Annotated in this window: 15 protein-coding genes; 2 read left to right on the top strand and 13 right to left on the bottom strand. The window is 66.6% G+C overall.

The genetic code is table 11. The annotated features are described in order from the left end of the window. Nucleotides 1-36: 36 nt before the first annotated feature. The 6 genes from V6M50_RS18410 to V6M50_RS18385 all read right to left on the bottom strand — a co-directional run bounded on the left by V6M50_RS18410 (nt 37) and on the right by V6M50_RS18385 (nt 4856). Complete coding sequence (locus tag V6M50_RS18410) at nt 37-1095, bottom strand: DNA-directed RNA polymerase subunit alpha (protein WP_332820037.1); 1059 nt, start codon at nt 1093-1095, stop codon at nt 37-39. 108 nt (nt 1096-1203) lie between these two features. Next, nucleotides 1204-1593 (bottom strand): 30S ribosomal protein S11, encoded by a 390-nt coding sequence (rpsK, locus tag V6M50_RS18405; protein WP_003040416.1) that lies wholly within the window; start codon nt 1591-1593, stop codon nt 1204-1206. Between the two features lie 99 nt (nt 1594-1692). Continuing rightward, complete coding sequence (gene rpsM / locus V6M50_RS18400; RefSeq protein WP_332820036.1) at nt 1693-2061, bottom strand: 30S ribosomal protein S13; 369 nt, start codon at nt 2059-2061, stop codon at nt 1693-1695. A gap of 196 nt (nt 2062-2257) precedes the next feature. Continuing rightward, nucleotides 2258-3049: an inositol monophosphatase family protein gene (locus tag V6M50_RS18395; protein WP_332820035.1), complete on the bottom strand. Its 792-nt coding sequence runs from the start codon at nt 3047-3049 to the stop codon at nt 2258-2260. Nucleotides 3050-3054: 5 nt separating this feature from the next. Next, nucleotides 3055-4398, bottom strand: coding sequence for a TldD/PmbA family protein (locus tag V6M50_RS18390; protein ID WP_332820034.1), 1344 nt, complete (start codon nt 4396-4398; stop codon nt 3055-3057). Nucleotides 4399-4535: 137 nt separating this feature from the next. Further along, the gene (locus V6M50_RS18385; protein ID WP_332820033.1) at nt 4536-4856 is read right to left on the bottom strand and encodes a hypothetical protein; all 321 of its coding nucleotides are present in this window, start codon (nt 4854-4856) and stop codon (nt 4536-4538) included. A 397-nt stretch (nt 4857-5253) separates the two neighbouring features. Between V6M50_RS18385 and V6M50_RS18380 the strand changes: the two genes are divergently transcribed. Together V6M50_RS18380 and V6M50_RS18375 are read left to right on the top strand one after the other, a co-directional pair. Beyond that, the gene (locus V6M50_RS18380; RefSeq protein WP_332820032.1) at nt 5254-7191 is read left to right on the top strand and encodes a S9 family peptidase; all 1938 of its coding nucleotides are present in this window, start codon (nt 5254-5256) and stop codon (nt 7189-7191) included. 86 nt (nt 7192-7277) lie between these two features. Then, nucleotides 7278-8525 carry a SulP family inorganic anion transporter gene (locus tag V6M50_RS18375; RefSeq protein WP_332820031.1) on the top strand — a complete coding sequence of 416 codons (1248 nt, stop codon included), beginning with the start codon at nt 7278-7280 and terminating at the stop codon, nt 8523-8525. A 68-nt stretch (nt 8526-8593) separates the two neighbouring features. Here V6M50_RS18375 and V6M50_RS18370 read toward each other — a convergent pair whose 3' ends face one another. The 7 genes from V6M50_RS18370 to rsfS form a co-directional block, all read right to left on the bottom strand. Further along, nucleotides 8594-9199, bottom strand: a complete 606-nt coding sequence (locus tag V6M50_RS18370; protein WP_332820030.1) for a hypothetical protein — start codon at nt 9197-9199, stop codon at nt 8594-8596. A gap of 80 nt (nt 9200-9279) precedes the next feature. After that, on the bottom strand, nt 9280-9813 hold the full coding sequence (locus V6M50_RS18365; RefSeq protein ID WP_332820029.1) for a demethoxyubiquinone hydroxylase family protein: 534 nt from the start codon (nt 9811-9813) through the stop codon (nt 9280-9282). Further along, nucleotides 9810-10292, bottom strand: coding sequence for a disulfide bond formation protein B (locus V6M50_RS18360; protein ID WP_332820028.1), 483 nt, complete (start codon nt 10290-10292; stop codon nt 9810-9812). The genes V6M50_RS18365 and V6M50_RS18360 overlap by 4 nt, the downstream gene beginning before the upstream one ends. 12 nt (nt 10293-10304) lie before the next feature. Then, nucleotides 10305-11705 carry a S41 family peptidase gene (locus V6M50_RS18355; protein WP_332820027.1) on the bottom strand — a complete coding sequence of 467 codons (1401 nt, stop codon included), beginning with the start codon at nt 11703-11705 and terminating at the stop codon, nt 10305-10307. Nucleotides 11706-11839: 134 nt separating this feature from the next. Continuing rightward, nucleotides 11840-13054, bottom strand: coding sequence for a murein hydrolase activator EnvC family protein (locus V6M50_RS18350; protein WP_332820026.1), 1215 nt, complete (start codon nt 13052-13054; stop codon nt 11840-11842). Next, nucleotides 13051-13479, bottom strand: a complete 429-nt coding sequence (locus V6M50_RS18345; protein ID WP_332820025.1) for a 23S rRNA (pseudouridine(1915)-N(3))-methyltransferase RlmH — start codon at nt 13477-13479, stop codon at nt 13051-13053. The genes V6M50_RS18350 and V6M50_RS18345 overlap by 4 nt, the downstream gene beginning before the upstream one ends. Before the next feature lie 33 nt (nt 13480-13512). After that, nucleotides 13513-13735, bottom strand: a 223-nt coding sequence (gene rsfS, locus V6M50_RS18340; protein ID WP_332820024.1) for a ribosome silencing factor, incomplete at its 5' end; no start/stop codon positions are given.

Here is a 13735-nt window from a genome sequence, read left to right as displayed (position 1 = left end):
ACTGGGCCCCGGCTTTCGCCGGGGAACAGTTTCAGATCAGCCCAGCAGCTCTTGTTCGAGCTTCTTGGCCATTTCTTCGATGTTCTCCGGCGGCCAGCCGGGGATGTCCATGCCGAGGCGCAGGCCCATCGACGACAGCACTTCCTTGATTTCGTTCAAGGACTTGCGGCCGAAGTTCGGGGTGCGAAGCATTTCGGCTTCGGTCTTCTGAACGAGGTCACCGATATAGATGATGTTGTCGTTCTTGAGGCAGTTCGCCGAGCGGACCGACAGTTCGAGCTCGTCGACCTTCTTGAGAAGGAAGCGGTTGAGCTGGTTGACGTCCGATTCATCGGCGGTGGTCGGCGAAGCCGCCATGCCGATGAGGCCGCTGTCGTTCATCGCTTCTTCGAAGTGGACGAAGACCTGGAGCTGGTCCTGGAGGATGCGCGCGGCGTAAGCGACGGCGTCTTCCGGGGTGATCGTGCCGTCGGTTTCGACGGTCAGGTTCAGCTTGTCATAGTCCAGTTCCTGGCCGATGCGGGCATTGTCGACCTTGTAGGCGACCTGGCGCACCGGCGAGTAGAGCGAGTCGACCGGGATCAGGCCGATCGGCGCGTCGATCGGACGGTTGGCGGTCGCGGGGACGTAACCCTTGCCGGTGTCGGCGACGAGTTCCATGTTCAGCGTCGCACCGTCGTCGAGGTGGCAGATGACATGACCCGGGTTCATCACCTTGATGTCGCCCGACACCATGATGTCGCCGGCCTTGACGGTCGCGGGACCGGTCGCCGAAAGCTGGAGCCGCTTCGGGCCTTCGCCTTCCATCTTGAGCGCGATCTGCTTCACGTTGAGGACGATGTCGGTGACATCTTCGCGCACGCCGGCCAGGCTCGAGAATTCGTGGAGGACGTTCTCGATCTTGATCGACGTGATCGCCGCACCCTGGAGCGACGAGAGCAGCACGCGGCGCAGCGCGTTGCCGAGCGTCAGGCCAAAGCCGCGCTCGAGCGGCTCGGCGACGAAGGTCGCCTTGCGCTTGCCGTCGCTGCCAGCCTTGATTTCCAGGTTGCTGGGCTTCTTCAATTCCTGCCAGTTCCGGATATTGACAGTCATGGTCTTCCCTTTGCTTTTGGCGGGACGGATTGGTGGGTCGGCCAACCTGTCCGGCGTTTAAGAGATGGCGGATGCGGCCCCGGAAATGGGGCGCACCCGAAGCAGGCGTCAGACGCGGCGGCGCTTGGCCGGGCGGACACCATTGTGCGGGATCGGGGTCACATCGCGGATCGACGTGATGTGGAAACCGACCGCCTGCAGCGCGCGCAGCGCCGACTCGCGACCGGCGCCCGGGCCCTTGACTTCGACTTCCAGCGTACGGACGCCATGTTCGGCGGCCTTCTTGCCGGCGTCTTCGGCGCAGACCTGCGCCGCGTAAGGGGTCGACTTGCGGCTGCCCTTGAAGCCCATCATGCCGGCGCTCGACCAGGCAATCGCATTGCCCTGGGCGTCGGTGATGGTGATCATCGTGTTGTTGAAGGTCGCGTTGACGTGGGCCACACCCGACGAGATATTCTTGCGTTCGCGCCGACGAAGGCGCTGCGGTTCACGAGCCATGATGAAATCCTAACCTAAATCCTGAATGGCCGGTGGCGGGCGGATGCCGCTGCCCCGGCAGGGGAAATAAGGAAGCGCGCCCGGCGGACGCGCTCGACCTTACTTCTTCTTACCGGCGATCGGCTTGGCCTTGCCCTTGCGGGTGCGCGCATTGGTGTGCGTGCGCTGGCCACGGACCGGAAGGCCCTTGCGATGACGCAGCCCGCGATAGCAGGCTAGGTCCATCAGCCGCTTGATGTTCATCGCCGTGTTGCGGCGAAGGTCACCTTCGACCGTCAGGTCGGCGTCGATCGTTTCGCGGATCTGCAGCACTTCGGCGTCGGACAGGTCCTGCACGCGGCGCGTGTGGTCGATGCCCAGCTTGGTGGCGATGTCGACGGCGGTCTTGCGACCGATGCCGTGGATATAGGTGAGCGCGATGATCACGCGCTTGTTGGTGGGCAAATTGACGCCCGCAATACGTGCCATGGATACTTTCTCCTGCTCCACAGGGCCGTTGGCAATCGGCCCCATCTCAAAGCGTCTGATTTCCAACGCAAAAAACGGACCACGATGCGCGGTTGCGCTTCGCCGTCCGGTCAGGCTGTCGGAATAGGTGCGCCGTTACGGTGAGTCGGGCCAATTGTCAAGCGCGCTGCGGTGAGCGGCGCCGTCCAATCGGCGGTCAGGATGGGGATGTAAGAGCGACGGCCCGATCATGCAAGCGGTCGACGACGGCGGTATGGATTCCGGGGGCGCAAGCAATGACACCGAACGCTTGCGCGCGCGGGGTGTTGAAGATCAGGGGCTGTCCGAACGCGTCGGTCACCGTGGCTCCGGCCTCGGTCGCGATCAGCGCCGCGGCGGCGACATCCCACTCGAAACCCCAGCGCAGCGTCGCGACCAGGTCGGCGCGGTCGTCGGCGACCAGCGCCATGCGCAGCGCGATGCTGTTCGGCTTGGTGACCATCACGAGGTCGCGGTCGATCTTGGGCAGGCTGTCGGCGGGGACGCGCGCGCCGTCGAAGCTCGTGCGGCGGCTCGCGTGCAGCGTTTCGCCGTTGAGCAACGCACCCTTGCCACGCTGCGCGACCCACAGTTCGTCGAGCGCGGGGGCGTAAAGCACGCCGAGTTCGGGCGCCCCCTCGACGACGAGCGCGACCGACACGCACCAGCCGGGGCGGCCGCGGATGAAGTCGCGCGTGCCGTCGATCGGATCGACGCACCACATCGCGCGGCACGCGAGGCGATCGGCGTTGTCGGCGGTCTCTTCGGACAGCCACCCCGCTTCGGGCACCATCGCGCCGAGCACCGCCTTCAGCCGCGCGTCGACCGCGAGGTCGACGTCGCTGACCGGATTGTCGTGCGACTTGTTCCAGACATTGACCGCCTGACCCTCGCCGCGCCAGCGCGCCATCGCCATGTCGCCGACCTCGCGGGTCGCGGCAATCACGGCTTCGAGGTTGCGGCCCGGCATCGCTACTAGCTGCTCGCGACGGTCATGCCGTCGATGCGCAAAGTCGGCGCGTTGGTGCCGTGGCGGAATTCGAGGTCGTTCGCAGGAATCAGCGCCGCGAACATGTCGATCAGATTGCCCGCGATGGTGAATTCGGCGATCGGCCCGGCGAGCGCGCCATCCTTGATCAGGAAGCCCGATGCGCCGCGGCTGTAATCGCCGGTGACGGGGTTGACGCCATGGCCGATCAGTTCGGTGATATAGACGCCTTCGGTGATGCCCTGCATCAGCGCCGCTGGCGTCACGCTGCCCGCCGCGAGGTGCAGATTACTTGCACCGACCCCCGACGCGCCGCCGCCACGGCTCGCGTGGCCGGTGGGCGTCAGGCCGAGCTGCTTCGCCGAGGCGGTGTCGAGCAGCCAGCCGGTGATCTTGCCATCGGCGACGAGGTCGCGCGCGGCGGTCGGCAGGCCTTCGCCGTCGAAGGCGCGGCTGCGCAGTCCGCGCGCGCGATGGGGTTCGTCGCGAATGACGATGCCGCTGTCGAACAGCATCTGATCTTCCTTGCCGAGCAGAAAGCTGGTGCCGCGGGCGATCGCGGGCCCGGCGATCGCGCCGAGCAGATGGCCAACGATGCCGCCGCTGACGCGCGGGTCGAGCAATACCGGCACCTTGCCGTTCGGCGCCTTGCCCGGGTTCAGCCGCGCGACGGCGCGGGTGCCGGCGCGCGTTCCGATGTCGCCGGTGCTTTCGAGGTCGGCCAGATGGTGCGCGCTGTGCCAGCCATAGTCGCGCTGCATCCTCGCGCCTTCGCCCGCGATGACGCTCGCCGACAGGCTGTGCCCGCTCGACCCGTAACCGCCGGCAAAGCCGTGGCTGGTCGCGAGCGCGAAACGCGTGCGGCTGTGGCTCGCGCTGCCGCCTTCGCTGTTGGTCACGCCCGCGACGGCGCGCGCGGCTTCCTCGACCGCCAATGCGGCGGTGCGCAGCGCGGCGGGGTCGGCTTCGCTGCCGTCGTCGAGGTCGAAATCGGGGACGGGACCCTTGAACAGCATCGCCTCGGGGGCGAGGCCGGCATAGGGGTCCTCGGGGGCTTCGCGCGCCATCGCGACGCAGCGTTCGACCAGTTTCGCCAGCTCGCCCGCGTCCATGTCGGCGGTCGACACGCTCGCGCTGCGCTGGCCGACGAAGACGCGCAGCGAAATATCCTGCCCCTCGGACCGCTCGACATCCTCGAGCGCGCCGAGCCGCATCGAGACCGAGGTCGCGGCGTTGCAGTAATAAAGCGCGTCGGCGGCATCGGCGCCGGCTTTCGCGGCGGCGTCGCACAGCATCTGCGCACGGTCGAGGGCTTCGGAAACGGTCAGCATCGCCGCGCCCTATACGGCGCGCGGTAAAAAATCAAAGTCTCCAACCTTCGTCACCCCGGACTTGATCCGGGGTCCATGGCTTCGCTGCTGGAATGGATCCCGGATCAAGTCCGGGGATGACGAAAAGGATGAATGGCTCAGTTGATCATAGCCGCGATTGCGTCGGTGGCGGCCATCGCGCCGCTGATCCACAGGAAGGGCAGCGTCAGCGCGGCGACCCACAGACGGCGGACATCGCGGCGGAAGCGTGCATGCAGGCCCCAGCTGGCGAGCGCCTGGCGGCTGAGATGATACCAGCGCCGTTCGGTCGAGCGGGCGACGGGCAGTGCGAGCGCCAGCAGCATGACCAGCGCGACAACGATCAGCGCGGAAGGCGCCCCTGCGGCGACCGCGCTCATCACGAGCCAGATCTGGAGAGCGGCAAAAGCGAGAAGGGCGGTGGCGGCATGCCAGGTCATTCGACGGCCGAGGCTCCGCGCCGGAGGCACGCTTGCAGTCGATCGGCGCCAGAGGCGCGGTCCAAACGTCGATGCCATGTTTTCAGCCTCCCCGGCCGGCGATTCCCAGAAACGCCACGATTTGCCCCAAATATTCCCAAGTCAAGACAGCTTGACCGTGATTCGTTAATTTTTGCACTCGATTCGGCGCGGATTCGCAACCAAATCGCGTTGTACCGCAAAAAAAAAGCTGCGAAATTGGCAGCATGGACTGTCTGGCGCGCGATTCCACCGGCGCCCGGCCGGTCGCGTCGATCGTCGAGCGAAACCCGTCTTTTGTCGAAGCGTTGCATCCAATCGACCTGCTGATAGCGTCTATCGTCGGTCCATCTGCTTCAAGCAAAACGGGGAAACAACCATGCGCACTCTTGCCCTTCTGGCAGCCCTTGCCCTGCCGCTCGCGCCTGCGTGGGCGGCCGACGGCGACAAGCCCGCGGTCGAGCCCAAGCCGGCGGCGCTGATCGCCGACGGGATGCCCGACATTCCCGCCGAACTGACCGCGGCAACGCGCCCCTATATGGAAAATCGCGGCGCCAGTTTCGTCGGCTGGAACCCGGTCGACAAATCGATGCTGATCGCGACCCGCTTTGCCAACACCGCGCAATTGCACCGCGTTGCGATGCCGATGGGGGCACGCAAGCAGCTGACGTTCGAGGCCGAGCCCATCGGTTCGGGCATCTGGTCGCCCAAATCCGCCGACATCATGCTGGTCCAGAAGGACATTGGCGGCAATGAATTCTATCAACTCTATGCGCAGAAGAACGGGCGGCTCGAACTGCTCACCGACGGCAAGAGCCGTAACGGGTTCAACGCGTGGAGCGCCGACGGCAGCCTGGTCGCCTACACCTCGACCCGCCGTAACGGCCGCGACAGCGACATCTATGTCATGGACCCGCGCAACCCCGCATCGAACCGCATGGTGGCTGAGGTCGAGGGCGGCGGCTGGGCGCTGCTCGACTTCGCGCCCGACAAGAGCTGGGCGATCGTTGCTCAATATGTCTCGGTCCAGAAATCAGACTTTTTCCGGCTCGATCTGAAGACCGGCGCGCTGACTCCGATCGGCGATCACAGCAGGACGGTGGCCCAAAACGGCGGCGTCTTCGCCCCCGACGGCACGATCTGGATTACCAGCGACGAGGGCTCCGAATTCGAACGCCTCGGCACGCTCGATCCCGCGACGGGCAAGTTCACGCCGAAGGGGCCGGCCGAAAAATGGGAAGTCAGCGGTTTCGACATCGCCGAGGATGGCAGCTTCATCGCCTATACCGTCAACGAAGCGGGGACGAGCAAGCTCAAGCTTTTCGATCCGAAGAGCGGCGCGGTGCGCACCGTCGACAAGCTGCCTACCGGGATCATCGGCGGCGTCGAAATCGCGCCTTGGGGCGAGATCGGGATCAGCTTCACCTCGGCGCGCAGCGCGGCCGATGCCTTCAGCGTCGATCCGAAGACGCTGGCGGTGACGCGCTGGACCGAAAGCGAAACCGGCGGGCTCGACGTGTCGAGGAATGTCGAGCCCGAGCTGGTGAAGGTCAAAAGCTTCGACGGGCTTGAAGTCTCGGGCTTCCTCTATCGTCCCGATCCGGCGAAATTCCCCGGAAAACGCCCGCTGATCATGAGCGTCCATGGCGGACCCGAAGGCCAGTCGCGCCCGGGCTTCATGGGACGCAGCAACTATATGCTCAACGAAATGGGGATCGCGCTCTTCTATCCCAACGTCCGCGGCTCGACGGGTTATGGCAAGACCTTCGTCAGCCTCGATAACGGGCCGTTCAAGCGCGAGGACAGCGTCAAGGACATGGGCGCCTTCCTCGGTGCGCTGGCCAAGGACAAGGCGCTCGATGCGTCGCGTTTCGGCCTCACCGGCGGCAGTTATGGCGGCTATATGTGTTATGCCGCCGCGACCCATTATGCCGACAAGCTGCGCGCAAACCTGTGCGTCGTCGCGATCTCCAACTTCGTCACCTTCCTCGAAAATACGCAGGAATATCGCCGCGACCTGCGCCGCGTCGAATATGGCGACGAGCGTGTGCCCGCAGAGCGCAAGAAGCTGATGGAAATCTCGCCGCTGACCCGCGTCGCCGACATCAAGAAGCCGCTGTTCGTCGTGACGGGGGCCAATGATCCGCGCGTGCCGGCGTCGGAGGCCGACCAGATCGTCGCCGCGATCCGCAAGAATGGCGGCACCGCGTGGCACCTCGTCGGCACGAACGAGGGGCATGGCTTCGCCAAGAAGGAAAATGCCGATTATAATTTCTGGGCGTCGCTTCTCTTCTGGAAGCAATATCTGCTGAATTGAGCCGGCCGAGCCTTGACCGGATGTCGGGCCGGGGCGTAGCGCCATTCGGTTGCCTCGACGGACGGAGACGCGATGCGCCGGCCCAATTGCTCGATACCATAGGCGATTACAGCTGGCCGCTTTTCCGTGCCGATGCGTTGGCCGGGGTCAGCGTTGCGCTCGTCGCGCTGCCGCTGTGCATCGCGATCTCCATCGCATCGGGCAGCACGCCCTTCGTCGGGCTCGTCACGGCGATCATCGGTGGTTTCATCATCTCCGCGACGAGCGGCAGCCGGGTGCAGATCGGCGGGCCGACCGGCGCATTCATCGTCGTCGTCTATGGCGTGATCCAGGACCATGGCATGGACGGGCTGATCGTCGCGACAGTCATGGGCGGGATCATCCTGATCGTCGCGGGCTTCTTTCGCGCCGGCCGCCTGATCGCGCTGGTTCCCGAACCGGTGATCGACGGCTTTACCATCGGTATTGCCGGCATCATCGCCGTCAGCCAGCTCAAGGATGCGTTCGGCTATCGCGAGGGCCGCGCGCCGGCGGACATGCTGCCCAAGCTCGAATGGCTGTGGGATGCGCGCAATACGGTCAGCCTCGCGGCAATCGGCGTCACGATCGCGACGATCGCCGCGATCCTGCTGCTCCGCCGCTGGCGGCCGCGCTGGCCGGTGCTGGTGATCGCGGTCGGCGCCGCGTCGATCGCGGTATTGTTCCTGCATCTGCCGGTCGACACGGTGGGGTCGCGCTTCGGCACTTTGCCCAGCGGTCTGCCTGCGCCCCACTGGCCGGAGGTGACGCCCTACAAGCTTCTGCGACTCTTGCCCTCCGCGATCACCATCGCCTTCCTCGCGGGGGTCGAATCGCTGCTCTCCGCCATCGTCGCCGATCGCATGTTCGACGGCCATCACCGCCCGAGCGCCGAGCTGCTGGCGCAGGGTTATGCCAATGTCGTGACGCCGCTGTTCGGCGGCTTGCCCGTCACCGGCGCGATCGCGCGTACCGCGACCAATGTCCGCGCCGGCGGACGCACGCCGGTCGCGGGCATGGTCCATGCGCTGGTGATCCTGACCGTGGTGCTCATGGCCGGCGGGCTGGCCGGGGCGCTGGCGCTGCCGGCGCTGGCCGCGGTGTTGCTGGTCACGGCCTATCATATGGCCGAGCCCGAAAAGTGGCGCGAGCACCTGAGACTGCCGTGGGACGAACTGCTGGTGTTGGCCCTGACGCTGATGCTGACGATCTTCGCCGACCTGACGATCGCGATCGGCGTCGGGGTCGCGCTCGGCCTTTTCCTGCGCTGGTGGAAAGGCAAGGTCGCGAAGCTCTGGAGGCCTTGCGAGCACTAGAGCGCGCTCATCGCCTTCCCACGCAAGCCGTCACCCCCGGCCTTCGCCGGGATGACGGGAAAAAAGTATCAGGGTTTCGGCGGCGTGGGCAGCGGCGCCGCGTCGGCCTCGTCGGGGGCGGCCGGCATGGGCGCCTGGCCGCTCGCCTGCCGTTCGAGCTCTTCGGCGGCCTTCTGGCGCTCGGCGAGCGCGCGTTCCTCGGCGACGACCGCGGCTTCGACTTCGTCCGACGCGGCATCGATCCCCGCGATGCGCTTCGCACGCTCGTCGGCGATCATCGCCTGCCAGTCGGTCTTGTCGGCGGCCTTGCGTTCGGCCTTCGCGCCCGCGAGCAGCGCCTGGGTGCAACCGGTGAAGCCGCCCAGCCCGGTCGGCGAGCAACTGTCGGTGCCGAAGCGGCCGACGCGCTCGAGCGCGACGACCTTGTTCGCCCACGCTTCGTTGCGCACATCGAGCGGATTGCCGCGCAGCATCGGCGGCACGCGATAGCGTTCGGTTTCGGGCAGGCGGTTACACACGACGATCTCGTCGGGGCTGCTCTGCTCGCATTTGTCGTCGCCATAGACGATGACCTGGTTGATCTTTTCGGCGTCGACCGTGGCTTCCTGCGCGGCGGCGGGCATGGCGGCGGTGCTGCCGGCCAGGATCAGTGCGAACAGGGGGAGGCGGATCATCGGATTTTCCTTCATAAGCTTGGCGCGGCATGACACCGCGACCCTGCATCCGTCATGAACGGAGCGGCAGGACTATAGTATCAGATACGCTTCGACAGCGCGATGGCTGCACGGCAACCCGCCCGGATCGCGAGGCTCAGGACCGGGTAGCCCGGCGCGCTTTCGGCGCCCGCGGCCAGCGCGGCTTCCTTATGCTCGAGCTCTTCGGCGCGAAAATCGGCGACCGCGGCGCTGAGTTCGGGATCGGCATCACCCAGCTCGTCGAGCTGGTGCTGGTAATGGCGGTCGATCTCGGTCTCGACCGCGGCGGTACACGCCATTGCGGCGCGCGGGCCCATCGCCGCAGTCACTGCGCCGAGCGCGAATCCCGCGACGTTCCAGAAGGGCTGCAGCGCGGTCGGGCGGACCCCGCGCCGGGCGACCATAGTGTCGAAAAATTTGCGGTGGCGCTCTTCCTGCTCGGCCATATGCGCGATTTCGCGCGCCATCGGGTGGCGGTCGCCCATCACCGCGAGCTGCCCCGCGTAGATGCGCGTCGCGCCATATTCGCCCGCCTGGTCGACACGGATCATCGATGCGGTGCGCCGATCGGTCTTTAATGGGGCGTCGGTCATGCCCCCGATGTGGTCTTCCGGCGCAGCAAGGTCAAGACGAGCGCGGCGGCGCCGAGCGAGAAGATCGCATTGAAACCCGCAAGCGAAATCCCGAACAAGGTCCATTGCGCGGTGTCGCAGCGGATCAGCGGCGCGTTCATGATCGAATCGAGCGACACCGGGCCGCTCGCTCCGGTTGCGCAGGTGGTGACGCCCTCCCAAAAGCCATATTCGACCCCGGCGTGGAAGATGCCGATCGCACCGCTGATCGCGATGGCGACGGCGGCGAGCAGGGTGAGCGCGCGCATCGCCTTGTCATTGCCGCGGAGCAGCAGCGCGAGCAGCGCGAGCAGGATCGCGGCCTGATGCGGCCAGCGCTGCCAGTAACACATTTCGCACGGGTGGAGGCCAAAGCCATATTGCGACACCAGCGCACCGCCATAAAGCAGCAGCGGCGCGAGGAACGCGACGACGGGCGCGGAAAGCCGCGATTTCAGCATGTCCTCCGCCCCTTAGTTGCGTGCGGTCGGCTTGGCGGCCGGCTTGACCGGGGGCTTGCTGCCCTGCGCCATGCGCGGTGCGGCCGGGTTGATGCGGCCGATCGTTTGCAGCGCATAATGCAGCTGGAAATCCTCGATCCCCTTGGCCTTCAGGTCGGCGGCCGACGCGGTGAAGCGCGGATCGGCCTTTTCGTCCTTTTCGAGCAGGCCGTTGTCGACCTTCTTCTCGTTGACGAGGTGACGGCGAAGGTCGCTTTCGCGGAATTTGGGACGCGAGGCATAGTCGGGATCCGAGATTTGCGGCACGCGGATATCGGGCTCGATCCCGCCTTCCTGCACGCTGCGGCCCGACGGGGTATAATAGCGCGCCGTGGTCAGCCGCAGCGCGGTGGTGTCGGTCAGCGGCAGCACCGTCTGCACCGATCCCTTGCCGAAGCTGCGTTCGCCCATCACGACCGCGCGATGCTGGTCCTGGAGTGCGCCGGCGACGATTTCGGAGGCCGAGGCCGATCCCGAGTCGATCAGCACGACGACGGGCGCCCCGCTGGCCGCATCGCCGGGTTCGGCGAAGTAGCGTTCGATGTCGCCCTTGCGGCGGCCGCGCTGCGAGACGATTTCGCCGCGTTCGAGGAACAGGTCGCTGATCCCGACCGCTTCGTCGAGCAGCCCGCCGGGGTTCGAGCGCAGGTCGAGGATCCAGCCGCGCGGTTTCTTGCCCAGCGATTTTTCGACCGCCATCATCGCGGCCTTGAGATCGGTGGTTGCGTCGGCCGAGAAACTGGTGACCGTGAGCACGCCGACATCGCCGCTGACTTCCCATTTGACGGGCTTCAGGTCGATGACCTCGCGCGTCAGCGTCATCTCCATCGGCTTGTCCTGGCCTTCGCGCACGACGGTGACGTCGATCTTGGTCCCGGGACGCCCACGCATCTGTTCGACCGCCTCGTCGAGCGTCAGGCCGAAAATCAGTTCCTTGTTGATGTGGGTGATATAATCGCCGGCCTTGATCCCCGCCTTAGCGGCCGGTGTGTCGGCGGTCGGTGCGATCACCTTGACCACGCCATCCTCCATCGTCACCGACAGGCCGAGCCCGCCATATTCGCCGTCGGTCTGGGTGCGGAGGTTCGAAAAACCGCGCGCGTCGAGATAGCCCGAATGCGGGTCGAGGCTGGCGAGCATGCCGTTGATCGCGCCTTCGATCAGCTTCGAATCGTCGACCGGTTCGACATAATTGGACTTCACTTCGAGATAGACGTCCATGAAACGCGAAATTTCTTCCTGCGTCTTGCTGTCGACCGTCGCCATCGCCCCGGTCGCGAGCGGAACGAGCGCCAGTGTCGAGAGCGCGGCGGCGCCCTGCCACAACGCAAAGCGGCGCTTCGGAGAGGCAGCGGTCTTGGTCGAGTCGGTCATGGGCGTCTTTCAGTCTCGCGAGAGCAATCCCGCCTTATAATCCCCGGCGCGCCATCCTCCTACGCAAATCTGCGCTCGTCAAGCGGCGCATCCCGATACGGGGCAGGGGCGGAACCGCCAATTAACGGGGGCGATCAGCCGATCATCGCGACAATATCGACCGGCCGCCCGCCGCGCCGCAGCTCGACCGTGATACGGCTATCGTCGGACCCGGCGCGGCCGATCGGTGTCCCGGCGTCGAGCGTGTCGCCGACCCCGACCGACAGCGCGATCATGCCCGTCAGCAGCGAGACCCAGCCGCCGCCATGGTCGATGATGACGATCTTGCCATAGCCGCGATAATCGCCGGCAAACCCGACGCGGCCGGGGGCGGGGGCGACGACCTGTCCGCCGGGGCGCGCCGCGATCGTCACCCCGCGCGAGCGCACGCCGCTTTCATTGACCTCGCCGAGCCCCGCGACGATGCGGCCGACGACGGGCAGGCGATAGGCGCCCGCGGTCAATTCGGCTTCGGCCACGGCAGGCGGCGCGGCGCTGGTCATGCTGCCTTCGGGATTGCGCGGGCGCGGGAGCGGGCCGGCAAGCTGCGCGAGTTCGGCGCGCACCGCGCCATCGGCTTCGAGCGAGTCCATCAAATCGACAATATCGCGCGCCTTTTCGCCGAGCCCCAGTGCGCGGTCGGCCTCGAGCTGCGCGCTGCTCATCAGCTCGCGCGAGCGCAGCCGCCCTTCATTTTCGAGCCGCGTCAATGCGTCGCGCCGCTGTGCGAGCTGCGCCTTGCTGGCGCCCAGCGCTTTCAACGCCACCGCCTGTTGCCGGCGCGTCGCCTGGAGCAGCGTCAGTTCGCGCCGGACCCCGACGGTGCGGCTCTCGATCACCGGCATCGCGGCGTCGATCACCGCGCGCGCGTGCACCATGTCGGTCAGCGATCCCGGCTGCGCGAGCACGCTGACGGGTGGCTGGCGGCTCAACTGCTGGAGCGAGGCGGCGAGTTCGAGCAGCGGCTGTTGCTGCTGCGCCAGGCGCGCGCGCCGCCCCGCAAGACGGCGGCTGACGAGCGCGACGCGCGCTTCGCCGGCGCTGATGTCGGCCTCGGCCGACTGGATGCGCGCGGCGAGCGCTGCGCTGCGTTTCTTCAGCCGGTCGGCCTCGCTGCTTGCCGCCGCGGCCTGCGCCTCGAGCCGCGTGCTGCGCGCCATCGCCTCGGCCGATTGCTGCTTGGCGCTCAGCAACTGGTCGCGTTCGCGGGCGGCGATCGCCTGCGGATCGAAAACATCGCTCTGCGCCAGCGCCAACGCGCCGCCCGCGAAAAGGGCAGCGACAGTCAGCGAGGCCAGGAGGCGCCTCATTGGCGGCCTTCGCGGTGATAGGGATGGCCCGCGATGATGCTCGTCGCGCGCCACAATTGTTCGGCGAGCATCGCGCGCGCCATCAAATGCGGCCAGGTCGCGCGGCCAAAAGCGATGACTTTCGCCGCGCCCTCGCGTTCCTCGGGCGTGAAACCGTCAGCGGCGCCGAGGCAGAAACGCGCCTCGCGCACTCCGCCGTCGCGCCAGCCTTCCAGCAATTTGGCAAATTCGAGCGAAGACATCTGCTCGCCGCCCTCGTCGAGCAGCACCGTCCGGCTGTTATCGGCGGCGGCAGGCATGCGGCCGCCCGTGTCCGGAAGCTCGGAAATTTTCTGCGCCCAGGTCACGCGCTTCATATAGCGCTCGACCAGCTCGGCCTCGGGCCCGCGCCCGATGCGCCCGCGCGCGATGATGTGCAGCAACATGAGCGTCCGCCTAGCCGGGTGGCGGGGCGGACGTCAATTTGCCGCGGTAACCGGCGGCGCGTCGCCGAATGACCACATGCGCTCGAGGTTGTAGAAGCTACGCACCTCGGGGCGGAACAGGTGGACGATGACGTCGCCCGCATCGAGCAGCACCCAATCGGCATTGGGCAGTCCTTCGACGCGAACCTGGCGGCCCGCTTCCTGCTTGATCCGCTGTGCCAGTTTCTCGGCGATGGCCGAGACATGGCGCGTCGAC

Source organism: Sphingopyxis sp., assembly GCF_036675685.1.
In the GTDB taxonomy this organism is placed as follows: Bacteria; Pseudomonadota; Alphaproteobacteria; order Sphingomonadales; family Sphingomonadaceae; genus Sphingopyxis.
The sequence above is the reverse complement of the archived record's forward strand: the minus strand, read 5'-3'. Positions and strand labels throughout refer to the sequence as shown.

Coding starts and splice junctions, on each gene's coding strand:
- V6M50_RS18395 (WP_332820035.1), bottom strand. CDS start 3,049: ATGCCGGGCCGCAACCTCGAAGCCGTGATTGCCGCGACCCGCGAGGTC.
- rpsM (WP_332820036.1), bottom strand. CDS start 2,061: ATGGCACGTATTGCGGGCGTCAATTTGCCCACCAACAAGCGCGTGATC.
- V6M50_RS18365 (WP_332820029.1), bottom strand. CDS start 9,813: ATGACCGACGCCCCATTAAAGACCGATCGGCGCACCGCATCGATGATC.
- V6M50_RS18370 (WP_332820030.1), bottom strand. CDS start 9,199: ATGATCCGCCTCCCCCTGTTCGCACTGATCCTGGCCGGCAGCACCGCC.
- V6M50_RS18380 (WP_332820032.1), top strand. CDS start 5,254: ATGCGCACTCTTGCCCTTCTGGCAGCCCTTGCCCTGCCGCTCGCGCCT.
- V6M50_RS18350 (WP_332820026.1), bottom strand. CDS start 13,054: ATGAGGCGCCTCCTGGCCTCGCTGACTGTCGCTGCCCTTTTCGCGGGC.
- V6M50_RS18355 (WP_332820027.1), bottom strand. CDS start 11,705: ATGACCGACTCGACCAAGACCGCTGCCTCTCCGAAGCGCCGCTTTGCG.
- rpsK (WP_003040416.1), bottom strand. CDS start 1,593: ATGGCTCGTGAACCGCAGCGCCTTCGTCGGCGCGAACGCAAGAATATC.
- V6M50_RS18360 (WP_332820028.1), bottom strand. CDS start 10,292: ATGCTGAAATCGCGGCTTTCCGCGCCCGTCGTCGCGTTCCTCGCGCCG.
- V6M50_RS18390 (WP_332820034.1), bottom strand. CDS start 4,398: ATGCTGACCGTTTCCGAAGCCCTCGACCGTGCGCAGATGCTGTGCGAC.
- V6M50_RS18345 (WP_332820025.1), bottom strand. CDS start 13,479: ATGTTGCTGCACATCATCGCGCGCGGGCGCATCGGGCGCGGGCCCGAG.
- V6M50_RS18410 (WP_332820037.1), bottom strand. CDS start 1,095: ATGACTGTCAATATCCGGAACTGGCAGGAATTGAAGAAGCCCAGCAAC.
- V6M50_RS18385 (WP_332820033.1), bottom strand. CDS start 4,856: ATGACCTGGCATGCCGCCACCGCCCTTCTCGCTTTTGCCGCTCTCCAG.